The organism is Gluconobacter sp. OJA, assembly GCF_039638325.1.
In the GTDB taxonomy this organism is placed as follows: domain Bacteria; phylum Pseudomonadota; class Alphaproteobacteria; order Acetobacterales; family Acetobacteraceae; genus Gluconobacter; species Gluconobacter cerinus.
Map to the genome: position 1 here is coordinate 691,121 of NZ_JBDIWI010000002.1, position 13,844 is coordinate 704,964.

At 58.0% G+C, this 13,844-nt stretch carries 10 protein-coding genes; 8 read left to right on the forward strand and 2 right to left on the reverse strand.

Features of this window, described 5'->3' with window-relative positions:
- The first annotated feature begins 13 nt into the window (after nt 1-13).
- The 5 genes from dprA to ABDK75_RS13625 all read left to right on the forward strand — a co-directional run bounded on the left by dprA (nt 14) and on the right by ABDK75_RS13625 (nt 7,450).
- Complete coding sequence (dprA, locus tag ABDK75_RS13605) at nt 14-1,201, forward strand: DNA-processing protein DprA (protein ID WP_346006138.1); 1,188 nt, start codon at nt 14-16, stop codon at nt 1,199-1,201.
- A 20-nt stretch (nt 1,202-1,221) separates the two neighbouring features.
- Nucleotides 1,222-3,927, forward strand: a complete 2,706-nt coding sequence (gene topA, locus ABDK75_RS13610; protein WP_346006139.1) for a type I DNA topoisomerase — start codon at nt 1,222-1,224, stop codon at nt 3,925-3,927.
- A 169-nt stretch (nt 3,928-4,096) separates the two neighbouring features.
- A complete protein-coding gene (locus tag ABDK75_RS13615) occupies nt 4,097-5,791 on the forward strand; it encodes a S41 family peptidase (RefSeq protein WP_408874439.1) in 1,695 nt (564 codons plus the stop codon).
- Nucleotides 5,792-5,817: 26 nt separating this feature from the next.
- Nucleotides 5,818-6,159: a DUF1491 family protein gene (locus ABDK75_RS13620; protein ID WP_046900928.1), complete on the forward strand. Its 342-nt coding sequence runs from the start codon at nt 5,818-5,820 to the stop codon at nt 6,157-6,159.
- Nucleotides 6,160-6,301: 142 nt separating this feature from the next.
- On the forward strand, nt 6,302-7,450 hold the full coding sequence (locus tag ABDK75_RS13625) for an OmpA family protein (RefSeq protein WP_346006141.1): 1,149 nt from the start codon (nt 6,302-6,304) through the stop codon (nt 7,448-7,450).
- Nucleotides 7,451-7,590: 140 nt separating this feature from the next.
- Here the strand turns inward: ABDK75_RS13625 and ABDK75_RS13630 are convergent, their stop codons facing one another.
- Nucleotides 7,591-8,142 carry a hypothetical protein gene (locus ABDK75_RS13630; protein ID WP_046900929.1) on the reverse strand — a complete coding sequence of 184 codons (552 nt, stop codon included), beginning with the start codon at nt 8,140-8,142 and terminating at the stop codon, nt 7,591-7,593.
- A gap of 316 nt (nt 8,143-8,458) precedes the next feature.
- On the opposite strand from ABDK75_RS13630, the gene ABDK75_RS13635 reads away from it, so the two are divergent.
- From ABDK75_RS13635 to ABDK75_RS13645, 3 genes are all read left to right on the forward strand, one after another.
- On the forward strand, nt 8,459-9,019 hold the full coding sequence (locus ABDK75_RS13635; RefSeq protein WP_249203008.1) for a hypothetical protein: 561 nt from the start codon (nt 8,459-8,461) through the stop codon (nt 9,017-9,019).
- Nucleotides 9,020-9,100: 81 nt separating this feature from the next.
- Complete coding sequence (gene parE, locus ABDK75_RS13640; protein ID WP_346006142.1) at nt 9,101-11,116, forward strand: DNA topoisomerase IV subunit B; 2,016 nt, start codon at nt 9,101-9,103, stop codon at nt 11,114-11,116.
- Nucleotides 11,117-11,118: 2 nt separating this feature from the next.
- Nucleotides 11,119-12,015, forward strand: coding sequence for a DMT family transporter (locus ABDK75_RS13645; protein ID WP_046900260.1), 897 nt, complete (start codon nt 11,119-11,121; stop codon nt 12,013-12,015).
- Between the two features lie 19 nt (nt 12,016-12,034).
- On the opposite strand, the gene dld is transcribed toward ABDK75_RS13645, so the two are convergent.
- The gene (gene dld / locus ABDK75_RS13650; RefSeq protein ID WP_346006143.1) at nt 12,035-13,750 is read right to left on the reverse strand and encodes a D-lactate dehydrogenase; all 1,716 of its coding nucleotides are present in this window, start codon (nt 13,748-13,750) and stop codon (nt 12,035-12,037) included.
- Between the last annotated feature and the right edge of the window lie 94 nt (nt 13,751-13,844).

Below are 13,844 nucleotides of genomic sequence, written 5' to 3' on the forward strand. Positions count from 1 at the left end.
TAGGAGCGAAAACATGACGACGTTTTCTGCTCCACCGTTCCGGTTGTCTGATCAAGAGCGACTCGACGCGATGCGTCTTGCTCGTACGCCGGGCGTGGGTCCGATCAATTTTTCCAGACTACTCTGCCAATATGGCGGCCCGACTGCGGCTCTTTCCGCACTTCCTGAACGGATGCGTCAGGCTGGCCGTTTGGATCTTCCGGTTATTCCATCGGCTAACCAGATGGCCGATGAAGTTGAAACCCTCCGGAAAATGGGCGGAAATGTTTTGATCCGGGGGGACGCCAATTATCCCCTGATGCTGTCCTTCATCAAAGACGCTCCCCCTGTGCTTTTTGTTCAGGGAGATCCAGCTAAACTCTCTCTGCGCTCTGTCGGCATTGTGGGAGCACGCAATGCTTCTGCTGCGGGCATTCGCATGGCCGAAAGCCTCTCTACTGAGCTTGCAGACTCGAAGATCTGTGTTGTTTCAGGTCTGGCTCGTGGGATCGATTCGGCGGCTCATGAGGCAGCCCTTTATCCCGGCCTGACGGCGGCGGCTGTCGCTGGAGGGCTGGATCACGTGTACCCGCCAGAAAATGCGAAGTTACAGGCCAGTATTGCCGAACGCGGGTGCCTGGTAACAGAGGCGCCATTGGGTACCGTTCCCCAGGCACGGCACTTTCCTCGCCGCAATCGGCTGATTGCCGGGATCTCTCTCGGATGCGTTGTTGTGGAAGCCGCACTGCATTCCGGAACGCTGATTACGGCCAATCTGGCGATCTCATACGACAGAGAAGTCTATGCCGTTCCCGGCTCGCCACTCGATCCGCGGTCTCGCGGCGGCAATGAGCTTTTAAGGCGCGGAGCGACGCTCACGGAAAATGTGCAGGATATTCTTTCTTGCCTCCCTTCCGAGCTCCCGGCTCCCCTTTCACCTCCATGGGTAAAGCAGGCGCACCAACCTGGTATTTTGCAAGGCTTTTCAGAACCTTACACAGCATGGAATGTGAGTACGGAGGATCACTGGGAAGACCCCGATCTTGTACTGTCTGAGGTGCTTCCGCTTCTCTCCATGACACCGGTAACAGTTGACGAGGTGATGCGCCGCTGCCAGTTCTCCGTTTCGGCAGTACTGTCGACACTGACTGAGCTTGAGCTTGGGGGTGTCGTGGAGTTCGTGCCCGGCGGGCGCGTGGCGTTACAGCCGAACAGGAAGTGACGCGGAAGACCGGAGTGGCAATGACAGACGTTGTGGTAGTCGAGAGCCCATCAAAGGCCAAGACGATCAACAAGTATCTGGGAAGCGGGTTTACCGTTCTTGCTTCCTTCGGCCATGTGCGGGATCTGCCGCCCAAGGACGGGAGCGTACGCCCGGACGAGAACTTTGCCATGAGCTGGCAGACTGACGACCGGGGCGCCAAACAGATTGCGGCCATTGCCAAGGCTCTAAAGGGAGCAAAGAACCTCTATCTGGCCACTGACCCGGATCGCGAAGGTGAAGCAATCTCGTGGCATGTGCGCAGTGTCCTTGAAGAAAAAAAGCTCCTGAAGGGAATCGACGTTCATCGCGTCACCTTCAACGAAATTACGAAATCTGCCGTCACTGCTGCGATGGCTGGCCCGCGTGAGTTGGATCAGCCTCTGATTGACGCTTATCTGGCCCGTCGTGCGCTGGACTATCTGGTGGGCTTTACGCTGTCGCCAGTGCTTTGGCGTAAGCTGCCCGGCAGCAAGAGTGCCGGCCGCGTGCAGTCCGTGGCGCTCCGCCTCATTTGCGAGCGTGAAGCCGAGATCGAGGTTTTCAAGCCGAAGGAATATTGGACCGTTACTGGCGGGTTCAATACTCCGGCGAAAGCAGCTTTTCAGGCGCGCCTCACCCATCTGCGTGGCGACAAACTCGACCAGTTCGATCTCAATAACGAACAACTGGCCTTTGAGGCTCGTGACATCGTACAGGCCGGTCAGTTCACCGTTCGCTCTGTCGAGCGCAAACGGACGAAACGTAACCCACCACCGCCATTCACGACCTCTACGCTTCAGCAGGAAGCCTCCCGCAAGCTTGGCATGAGCGCGCAGACAACGATGCGCACGGCCCAGCAGCTTTATGAGGGCGTGGATCTTGGTGGTGAGACGATCGGTCTGATCACCTACATGCGAACCGATGGCGTCACGATGGCCAAAGAGGCAATCGGCGCGATTCGCGGGCATATCGGCAAGGCGTTTGGGGACGAGTACGTGCCGGATTATCCGCGCGCCTATTCGACCAAAGCCAAGAATGCGCAGGAAGCGCATGAAGCCGTGCGCCCCACGGATGTATTCCGCACACCTCAACAGGTCGCTCATGCGCTGTCTCCTGAACAGCGGCGGCTGTATGAACTGGTCTGGAAGCGCGCGGTGGCGTCACAGATGCAATCTGCCGAGCTTGATCAGGTTGCAGTCACCCTGGCGGATGCCAGCGGACAAACACTGCTTCGGGCAACGGGTTCGACGATTGCCTTCGATGGCTTCCTGAAGCTTTACATCGAAGGCAAGGACGATTCGAAGGCGGAAGACGACGACGGCAAGCTGCTTCCTGCCATGAAGGAAGGGGACCGCGTCGCGACGACGGCTGTTGACGCTGAGCAGCACTTCACCCAACCGCCGCCGCGCTACTCCGAAGCGTCTCTGGTCAAGAAAATGGAAGAGATCGGCATTGGTCGTCCTTCCACCTATGCCTCTGTTCTGGGCGTTCTGCGGGACCGTAACTACGTTCGACTGGAAGCCAAGCGCTTCCTGCCGGAAGACCGCGGACGACTGGTCACAGCGTTCTTGACGTCCTTTTTCGAGCGTTATGTCGATACCGGCTTCACAGCGTCTCTTGAAGAACAGTTGGATGACATTTCCGGTGGCCGGGCTGACTGGCACGATGTCATGGCAGCCTTTTGGCATGACTTCTCGGCAGCCGTGGATCAGACAAAAGATCTGAAAATCTCAGACGTTATTGACGCTCTGGATGAAGATCTGGGCGATCACTTCTTCCCGCCCAAGGAAGACGGTACTGATCCACGGGTCTGCACATCCTGCGGCACAGGCCGTCTGGGGCTGCGTCTTGGCAAGTTTGGCGCCTTCATCGGCTGCTCCAACTATCCAACCTGCCAGTTCACGCGACGTCTGGTCGCTGATGACGGTGCGGATGAGGGCCTCAAGGACGGTATCAAGGTTCTGGGCCAGCATCCGGACACCAGTGAGGACATCACCATTCGTCGTGGGCCCTATGGACTGTATGTCCAGCAGGGGGAACCCAACCCGGAAGACAAGAAGGCCAAGCCCAAACGTACAACCATCCCCAAGGGGCTGGACGGCAACACCATGACCATGGAGCAGGCTCTGGGACTTCTGTCCCTGCCCCGGCTGGTTGGCATGCATCCGGAAACAGGGGAAAAGATCGAAGCCGGCCTTGGACGGTTTGGGCCCTATGTGAAGATGGGTGCGATCTACGGCACGCTGGACAAAGACGATGACGTCCTGACGGTTGGGCTGAACCGGGCAGTCGACAGCTTGGCGAAGAAGCTCGCCTCCATCCGTAACCTCGGAGCACATCCCAAGGACGGTGAGCCGGTCATGATCCGCAAGGGTCGTTTTGGTCCGTATGCGCAGCATGGCCAGTTGATTGCCAATCTGCCCAAAGATCAGGACATGAATGACATTACGCTCGACGCTGCGGTGGCACTCTTGGCTGAGAAGGGCAAACCTCTGAAGGGGGGCGCCAAGAAGACCACTACGAAGAAGGCTCCAGCCAAAACGGCAAAAAGCAAAAAAACTTCGGATGTGGATGCAACTTCTGGCGAAGAAGCTCCAAAGAAAAAGACGACCCGCGCCACAACAAAAACTTCGACGGCGCGGAAAACAGCCGGATCCGCAACGAAAAAGCGGAAAACGGCAGCAGACTCTTCCTCGGAAGCCTGAAGCGTTACTCTGGAGGGGGTGTGACCTGGTTGCACTCCTTCCAACAATGTCATTGGTGTGTCTTTACCGGGGCTGAAGTTTGTGGCGTGGTCAAAAGATGGATGGGGTAACCACTTCCTTCTTTCCGCCTCTCCTCAAGGACCCCTCTTTGCGCCATGCCGCACGTCCCATGATCCTGTTTCTGTCGCATATTCGCGAGACGGCGTGCCGCCCGGTTCTTATCCTAAGCCTTCTCACACTGGCACTAGGAGGGGGTATCCAGCCTGCTCTTGCCCAGACGCAGGCCACGCCATCAAGCAGCACACCTACAGCCCCTGAAGCCGCTCCGGCCTTTGCTGGTGGAATGACCAGAGACGTTCTTGTCGCCGCCCTTGGGTTTCTGGCGCCGCGCACCCTTGATGCCCATTCCGCAAGGGAATTCTGTATCTGGGGACTGGACGGGCTAACGGCGATCGATCCCACGATTATTGTGACAACGAACCCTGCTGAGGATCGTGACGGTCAGCATATTCCTGAAACCGTGACAATCACGCGGGGGCAGAAGGCTTTCTTCAAGCATCCCCTCCCCGCTGATACCAGCCGAACCGGATGGGCCGATCTTGTAACTGCCGCCATGGACGCTGCCTGGTCCCACTCATCCACGATCCGGGAGGCGGGTGATGATGCCCTGCTTCAAGGGTTCTTTGATGAACTGTTCAACCACATGGACCCGTATTCACGGTATCTGGGACCGACCCCGGCGGTTGCGGACCGAACACGCCGTACCGGCCAAAGCGGCACTGTAGGCCTGACGCTAGGACAAAAAGGTCATTCGATCGTTGTGACGGCTGTCAATGCCAATGGACCGGCCTGGGAAGCTGGGGTGGACATGGGACAGCGTCTGGTCTCGGTGAATGGAAAATCTACGCACGGACAGTCTCCTGATACCGTCCAGAGCTGGCTGGACGGCGATGAGCGCACAGCCGTATCTCTGGCCCTCGCCTCCAAGGGAAAACGTCCGGCGACCTTGAAGCTGATGAGAGCGCAGGTCCCGCCCGAGACTGTTTTTGCATCTACGATGGATGCCTACACACTTCTGAGGATCACTTCCTTTTCGACCCAGACGGCTGAGGAAATCAGCCAGTATCTCGATCAGGTGGTGGAAGATGACACACCTGATGGCTCTGGTGCCACGCAGGCAGCAGGCAAAGCAAAGCGCCCTGCCGGGATCATTATTGATCTGCGCGGGGACCGTGGCGGCGTTCTTCAACAGGCTGTTACGGCTGCCGCCTTGTTCCTCGATCATGGCGTAGCAGTCACGACGCATGGCCGCGATCCTCAGGCCAATCACATCTGGGCCGTTCAAGGCGGCGACATGACAAGTGGAGCACCAATTGTCATTCTCGTGGATGGTCGCACAGCAAGTGCAGCGGAAATTCTTGCCGCAGCCTTGGCCGATCATCGCCGCGCCGTCGTCATTGGCAGCGAGACCTTGGGCAAGGGTCTGGTGCAGGTGATTGGCCAGATGCCCAATGGCGGCGAACTGTTCGTGACATGGAGCCGAAATCAGGCCCCGCTGGGCTGGCCCATTCAAGGTCTGGGCGTCATGCCTCAGGTTTGCACCTCCCGGGGGAGCGATGACCTGCATGCCCAGCTTGACGCTCTGAAAAACGGGAATGCCCCGCAGGCAGGAGCCGTTCAGATGGCTCGGGCAGCACGCTACCCTGTTCCTGTTGCCCGAATTCTGGACATTCGACGGCATTGCCCGGCAGCGATTGGGACAGACGCAGACATGGACACGGCAAGATTCATGCTGTCTTCTGCTTCGGCCTACAAGGCAGCACTTGAAGCTGTCCCTGACGAAAATACCGCACCTCTGCACTAACTTTTCAGGATATGGACGGAACTTTCATGGGTGCACGTTTAAAAACAGGTCTCTGGGTGCGCGCCGTGATGCGACGGATTTCTTCCGACGGCACGTCCGCCATGGTCCTGAAAAAAGGTGATGAGGATGCCGGAGCCGTCCTGATCGTTCTCAGAGACCGCGACGACAATGTTGCCCTCCTCCGTGAAAATGGTTCGGACTGGATTCGGGCAGACGTTGAAGGCGCAGCCGGTCTGGAAGACTATCTGGAACGCCAGCGTCGTTATGATCCGGACCTCTGGGTCATTGAACTGGAAGTTCGGAATGTGGCCACGCCGCTGGAACGAACACTCGGTTCGCGTCGCGCAGATCTGGACGTGATGCACTGAACTGTGGGAGGGAGGACACACTGGGCGACGAACATGCCCATTGTGAAACTTTCGCATCACCCATTAAAGGGTTCGGCGCGTTGCCATCGCCTGTAGTTTCGGCAAGAAGACTTTCAAATTGGGTTGGTTGGAGAGAAATGACATGATGCAGCGATCCGTTTTCAGGACCTGGCTTGCCCGGGCCGGGCTCACTGCAGGCGTTTCGATGCTGGTCATGGGGGCCGCAGAGGCGCAGCCGGTCAGGGGACTGTACGTTTCCGGGTCTGGCGGCGCGAGCTTCAACCAGGATCAGACAGTCCGTCTTTCTCCTGTCTTCCCGAGCGGCCGTGACCATTATCAGGCAGGCGTCACGGGACTCGGCAGCGTTGGCTGGGGCCTCGGAAACGGGTTCCGGGTCGAAGTTGAGGGAAATTACCGCAACAATCGTCTCCAGCAGTTCAAGAGCAGCCTATTCCCGTCGTCTGTTGGTGGTCGCCAGCAGAGCTACGGCGTGATGGCAAATGCCCTGTTCGACATGGATATCGGCCAGTCTTGGGTTTATCCGTATTTCGGCGCAGGCGTAGGCTACGGCTGGCAGTCCATGAACACCTATGTTCATGCGCCCAACGGTGCATTCGACCAGCACGTCACCGGTACGGCAGGAAACTTCGCCTATCAGGGCATCTTCGGTCTGTCCTTCCCTGTTCCCTGGGTGGTTGGTCTCTCTGCCACGACAGAATACCGTTTCTACTCCCTGCTTGGGCCTAACGGTCATCACGCTACGGCGACAGGCGTTTACGGCGGCTGGGATCAGAAGCAGGCTTATGGCTCTTCCACGGGCAACCGCGATACCCGCACGAACTTCAATCACTCGCTGCTCCTAGGCCTGCGTTACGAGTTCAACCCGGCTCCGCCGCCTGCACCACCGGCTCCAGCAGTGATTGCTGCGCCCGCGCCAGCCCCGACACGCACGTATCTGGTCTTCTTTGACTGGGATTCGGCTGCTCTGAGCGAACGTGCAAAGTCTGTGGTGGCTGAAGCTGCCAAGAACTCCACTTCGACCCAGGTCACGCATATTGAAGTCAGCGGATATACGGACACGTCCGCTGCCCAGCCAGGGGCACGCGGTCAGGCTTACAATCTCGGCCTCTCCAACCGTCGCGCCGAAAGTGTGAAGGCTGAGCTGATCCGTGACGGTGTGGCAGCTGGCCTCATTTCCACGCAGGGCTTTGGCGAGGCTCACCCCCTCGTCCCGACAGGCCCGAATGCTCGTGAGCCTCAGAACCGCCGCGTTGAAATCGATTTCAAGTAAGGTTTAGCCTTACATTTTAAACGACCTTGAAAGCCGGCGCCCTTGACTGGGTGCCGGCTTTTTTCATGTCTGATCTGGTAAAAACGATACAAAAAAAGCGGGGATAAACCCCGCCTTTTTCGTCACAAAGCTTCAGAGCTTCAGTGCTTGCGACGTGTCGTCTGACGCGTAGCTGTCTTCTTTTTCGTGGTGGTTGTAGCAGCCTTCGGCGTCGGTGCCGTAACAGCAGGCTTAGCAACAACAACGCCGGTCGCGTCCACAGTGATGTGTACGACGAGGTGTTCGCGCTTCTTGCCACCACCTGGGATCAGCTCCGCCGTGAACGTGTCTGCGCCAGCATAGGCCGTTGCAGGGGTATAGTTCACGTAGGTGTGGCCATCGTAGTTGTAGAGGAAAGCCTTGCCGTGTGACGGCGCAGGATTCACACCGAAGGAGGAATAGCTGCTGCCGAAGGATTTCTGCACGGAGATCGCGCAGAGGCCATCGTCACTGCGAACGGTCATGTCCACGTTCATCGTGCCATCAGCGGCGGTTGTAACCGGCGAGACGTGGCAGACTGCAGAAACCTTCTGGTAGCCGAAGGGGTTCGGCGTCACAGAGCGTTGAACGATCGCCTGCTGTGCGCAGCCGGAAAGAAGCAGGGAAAAGGCAAAGGCCGATCCCAGGGTAATGACGGAACCTCGCAGGCGCACGGTCAACTCCAACGCTCGTGACAGACTTAATGCCGCGCTTCCCGCGACAAGATAGACGTTCGCATGTAGAACAGGACGAGGCGGGGTGAAAGCCTGTCCGTCTCCCTTAAGCGCACTTTCAGGGCTTTTTCTGCGGTCGGCGCGATAAATTACAATTGAGAACGCGAACGCCCATTTTCCGCCACGAAATTATGTTGCAGGTAAAGAGCTTGCCGCACGTTTCTCACATGCGGATTCATCTTTCCGCGGGCCGCAAGCCCGGATTATGCTGTCTGTCTGTTTCCGGCCATCAGTCCCGGCCTTGTGGAGTTTGTCGATGCCTTCGTTTTTCCGTCGTTCCTTCGTCCGTCTGGCTGGTGCTGGCCTGGCGTGCACAACACTGTTCGCCGCTCATGCCACGCCAGCTTTCGCAGCTGAGTGCGGCAACTCCCCGGCTCATGAAGCTTTTGACGTCGCGGGCCTGAAGTCCGAACTGATGGTAACGGCTCTCTCCTGCAAGTCGCAGGATCGCTACAACGCGTTCGTTGCCAAGTTCCGCCCGTCCCTTCTGGACGCGGAAAAGCGCCTCGATGGCTATTTCCGCACCACCTACGGCCGCCGCGCTCAGGCAGCTCACGATGATTACATCACGCAGCTGGCTGATGTGCAGTCCCTTGGCGGCCTGAAGTCCGGCACGGTCTTCTGTGAACAGCGCACAGCCATGTTCGATGAGATCGATGCACTAGAAACAGGATCTGATCTGGCTCACTACGCCGAAGCCAAAGATGTCGCCCAGCCTGCGTCCTATGAGAGCTGTGCAGCACCTGCCACGGTTGACCGTCGCCCGCGCCATGGCACAACCAAAAGCACCACGACGCGTCGCACGCACCGCGCCTGATCTGCTGCCAAAAGTCAGTCGTTCTGTTCCATCCGGAAGCGTTCTCTTGACGTTCCGGACTGGGACGGCGACAACGCAGACATGAGCGATCTGTTCGAGTCAGGCAAAGCAGGAAATACCAAGGCGACTGGCGGCCGCAAAGGCGCCGTCAACACGGATTATGGCGCACAGGATATCGAGGTCCTTGAAGGACTGGAGCCTGTTCGTCGTCGCCCGGGAATGTATATCGGTGGCACGGATGATAACGCCTATCATCACCTTGCCTCCGAAATTCTCGATAACGCCATGGATGAAGCCGTAGCCGGCCATGCCAGTAGCATCGAAATGCGACTGGAAGGCCCGCGGACACTCATGGTGCGCGATAACGGTCGCGGCATTCCAACGGACCCTCATCCCAAATTCCCGGATAAATCCGCGCTGGAAGTGATCTTCACGACGCTTCATGCAGGCGGAAAATTCTCTGGAAAGGCGTATGATACGTCTGGCGGCCTGCATGGCGTCGGCAGTTCGGTCGTCAACGCGCTCTCCGACAAGCTTGAAGTGGAAGTCGCCCGGGACCGGGTACTGTATCGGCAGGATTTCTCTCGTGGTGTGCCGCTTGGCCCGTTAGCCGAAGTCGGCAAGGCTCCCAATCGCCGAGGCACCACGGTCCGATTTTCGCCGGATCCGGAAATCTTCGGGAATCTTCATTTTTCCGCATCCCGCCTATACCGACTCTGCTGCTCCAAGGCCGCTCTGTTCCGTGGCGTCATCATTCAGTGGAAATGTGATCCGGAACTGATCAAGGCTGGCGACGAAACACCAGTTGAAGCCACGATCCAGTTTCCAAACGGTCTGGAAGATGCCCTGACGGCAGAACTCGGTACCAACCCTGATCTGTTGACGCCACTTTGGGCCGGAGAAGCCGAGCTTCCTCTGGCAGCCGATGGCCGGACAGGTGGCAAGGTAGAGTGGGCTGTCGCGTTTCTGGAAGCTGGCACATCCACACTCACCTCCTACTGCAACACGATTCCCACGCCGCAGGGCGGCACGCATGAAGCGGGCTTCCGGGCTGCTCTGGTCAAGGGTTTCCGTTCCTGGGGGGACCAGCGCAAGGTCAAACGCGCAGCAGCGATTACGGCTGAAGATGTTCTTGGCGCCGTTGCGGCCAAGCTTTCTGTCTTTATTCGTGACCCGCAGTTTCAGGGCCAGACCAAGGACAAACTGACCAATCAGGAAGCCTCGCGTCTTGTAGAAGGCGCCCTGCGTGACCGAATCGACCATTGGCTCGGCGGAAACCCGCAGCAGGCCGATAATCTTCTGGCATTCATGGTGGAGCGCGCTGAAGAGCGTTTGCGCCGTCGTGAAGTCAAGGAAACAGCGCGGAAAAGTGCGACGCGCAAACTGCGTCTTCCCGGCAAGCTGACAGACTGCACCCGCGAGAACGCCTCCGAGACCGAACTGTTTCTGGTCGAGGGCGAATCGGCCGGTGGCTCTGCGCGCCAGGCGCGTGACCGGGAAACGCAGGCTGTTCTACCACTGCGCGGCAAGATCCTTAACGTCGCCTCCGCCACCGCCGACAAACTACGCGGGAATCAGGAACTTCGTGACCTGACGGAAGCTCTTGGCTGCGGTCTGGGGGCGTCTTTCGACATCAGCCGACTTCGCTACGGCCGCGTCATCATCATGACAGACGCTGACGTCGACGGTGCGCATATCGCCTCCCTTCTGATGACGTTCTTCTATCGCGAAATGCCCGAACTGATCCGTCATGGGCATTTGCATCTTGCTCAGCCGCCGCTGTATCGCCTGACGCATGGGGCAAAGACGGTCTATGCCATGAACGATCAGGACCGTGACAAGCGCATCAAGGCGGACTTCAAGTCCAATGCGAAGGTCGAAGTGTCCCGATTCAAGGGTCTGGGCGAGATGCCTGTGAAGGACCTCAAGCAGACGACGATGGACCCTGCACGCCGGACGCTTCTGCGGGTTGTTGCTCTTCCTGAGGATCGCGCGCTGACAAGCGAACGCGTGGAAAGCCTCATGGGGCGCAAGCCGGAACTCCGATTCCGCTTCATTCAGGAGCACGCCCGTTCCGTCGAAGATCTTGACGTCTGAACGTGACCACTGGTGTGCAGCCTGTTGAAAAATACGGACAACTTAAGGCGGTAGGGCTACTGATCGGGGGGATATCCTCCTTCCAGATCGGCGCCACTCTGGCTAAGGGGCTTTTCCCGCTCTTTGGTCCAACCGGGATGGTGGGGCTGCGTGTCTGCATGGCCGCACTCATTCTGCTGGCCATCTGGCGCCCGACTCGCATGACTCTGACACCAGCAGCCCTGAAGCTGCTGCTGCCTTATGGCGCGTCTGTCGCGGTCATGAACTTCTGCTTTTATGTGGCGCTGGTTCGCCTGCCACTGGGAATCGTGGTTGCACTTGAATTCACAGGCCCGCTGACGCTCGCACTTGCTGGATCACGTCGCTGGCTAGACCTGTGCTGGGTCCTCTTTGTGATTTCCGGGCTGTATCTGCTGCTGCGTCCCGAGACAGCAGCCGTCGCCGGATCTGCCCATGCTCTGGATATATTCGGAGTCTGTGCAGCACTCCTGAGTGGCTGCGGGTGGATCGTGTACATCCTCACAGGCACACGCATGGGGAAGATACTGGATGCGGGACAAGCGACAACGCTGGGTATGGCCACGGCGGGGATTTTTCTTCTCCCCTGCCTGATTCCCACAATTCCCACCGTCATCACGCATCCGTGGCAGGGTGGAGCGGCTCTCAGCGTGGCCGTTCTTTCCTCGGCCGTGCCTTATATTCTTGACATGATGGCCATGCGTCGACTTCGGCCGAAAGACCTTGGAATTCTGCTGAGCATGGAACCCATGCTCGGCGCCGTTTCAGGCTGGATCTTTCTGGGCGAAGCGCTGTCGATCACACGATGGGCAGGCGTTCTGTGCATCGTTGTTGCGTCTCTCGGCAACGTTCTCACAGCCCGGAAAGCCACTCTGCACTAACCATCCGGGCAAAGGATAATCAGACGCTTTCAGCAACCCAGTTCCGGCGTTTGGTGGCTTTGCCAATACCCGGATTGAAGCAATTGCATGGGTCCAGACTGCGATAGTGTTCGATCATCTCTTCCGGCGCATCGTAAAGATGACCAACGTTATGCTCGGCAGGATAACGGGCGCCCCGGGCTTCCAAACCTGGCAGCATGGAGTGCTCCACGGCCATAGCGTTGTAGCCCTTTTTCACCACGTAATCCTGATGCATCACGTGGCAGAAGAAGTGGCCGTAGTAGAGTTTGACGATCAGCTTATCTTCAATCTCTTTCGGCAGGGTTTCAAACCACTCCCGGTCATTGCGACGTAGCGCCACATCGAGAGCAACAATGTCTTCTGCCGTCTTTGAATGAACGGCACGGTAACGGATGGCCGCTCCGGCTGCGGCAAAGCGATGAAGGAAGGCCAGCTTGCCTTCTTCCGGGGTGCAGGCAAAGAAATCGCCAGACGTTTTTGAGTGCCAGTCTTCAAGATACGCTTTGACGGGCGCTGCGAGCTCCGCCGATACCTTGAGCATGAGATGATGCTCGAAACGATCCCGGAAATCACACATGCGTGCCGGGAGCTGCTTGGGAATGATCTTGCTGAACGCCTGAAGCAACAGGTCACTCAGGTGGCCTGAAATGCCGGGGATGCGCTGTACGGCAATATCGAACCGGGATTTCAGACCGAAGAACGTGGGCAGGAACCGTGTGCCCATGTAGCGAATGATGGCCGTCGTGTCCTTGCCATACACCTCGGCAATATTGAACGCATCGCGATGGATATATTCTCCGGCGATTGGCAACTCATCGAAGCTTGTGAGGATATGACGACGCAGGTCTTCCAGATCCTGCGTGCTGTTGGTCCCGATGTAGAATACTGCTGGATTCTTATTGGCCTTGAAGGTGTCGAGGCGAACGGCGAACACAATCAGCTTCCCCGCGCATCCAGCGGCTTCATGCCAGCGGTTGGGGTCCGCATTAAAGCGGGCAGGCGTTTCAGCATCCACGTCCCGCACATGCTGGGCATAACCCGCGTCATGGCCGCGCCCTGCGTTCCAGTCGATAGCGCTATCCGGAAGTTGCCCCGCCTGGACGGCAGAAAGAATCTGCTCCGGATCACCTGCAAGGCGGATCCCCAGATGGTTGACGAGATGCAGTTTCCCATCTGCCCCCATCTGACCGAACAGGGCCATTTCCGTGAAAGCAGGCCCGCGCTGCACCAGAGCGCCGCCGGAATTGTTACTCACACCCCCCAGAACGGAGGCACCAATACAGGATGAGCCAATAACCGAGTGGGGCTCGCGGCCAATCTTGGCGAGCTTTTCTTCCAGATCATGCAGGGTCGAGCCAGGAAGACAAACAACCTGCCGCCCCTCACCGATCAGGTGGATGCCATCCAACCGGTTCGTGCTGATGATGACGATCTCGCGGTCATAATCGTTGCCGTCCGGTGTAGAGCCACCGGTCAGGCCGGTGTTAGCGGCCTGCATGATGATGATCTTGCCACTTTCAGCACAGAGCTTGGCAGCTTTCCACAGTTCAACAAGGTTTCCTGGCTGTAGAACGGCCAGCACATCGCCGAGCCCAAACCGGTATCCTTTACGGAAGCGATAAGTCGCGTTGGGCTTGGTCAGAACATGACGGCGGCCGACGACCGAACGAAGGGTATCAAGGAAAACTGTGTTCCCGCTGGAGCTGGCCGGCATGTCTGTATTCTTCCTTCAACGTTTCTGGCGTTGCTACCGTCAAAGCGCAGCCAGCGGACTCCATGGTTCCAAAATTTACGCCTGTTCAGCGACA

Coding starts and splice junctions, on each gene's coding strand:
- ABDK75_RS13615 (WP_408874439.1), top strand. CDS start 4,097: ATGATCCTGTTTCTGTCGCATATTCGCGAGACGGCGTGCCGCCCGGTT.
- ABDK75_RS13620 (WP_046900928.1), top strand. CDS start 5,818: ATGGGTGCACGTTTAAAAACAGGTCTCTGGGTGCGCGCCGTGATGCGA.
- topA (WP_346006139.1), top strand. CDS start 1,222: ATGACAGACGTTGTGGTAGTCGAGAGCCCATCAAAGGCCAAGACGATC.
- dprA (WP_346006138.1), top strand. CDS start 14: ATGACGACGTTTTCTGCTCCACCGTTCCGGTTGTCTGATCAAGAGCGA.
- ABDK75_RS13625 (WP_346006141.1), top strand. CDS start 6,302: ATGATGCAGCGATCCGTTTTCAGGACCTGGCTTGCCCGGGCCGGGCTC.
- ABDK75_RS13635 (WP_249203008.1), top strand. CDS start 8,459: ATGCCTTCGTTTTTCCGTCGTTCCTTCGTCCGTCTGGCTGGTGCTGGC.
- dld (WP_346006143.1), bottom strand. CDS start 13,750: ATGCCGGCCAGCTCCAGCGGGAACACAGTTTTCCTTGATACCCTTCGT.
- parE (WP_346006142.1), top strand. CDS start 9,101: ATGAGCGATCTGTTCGAGTCAGGCAAAGCAGGAAATACCAAGGCGACT.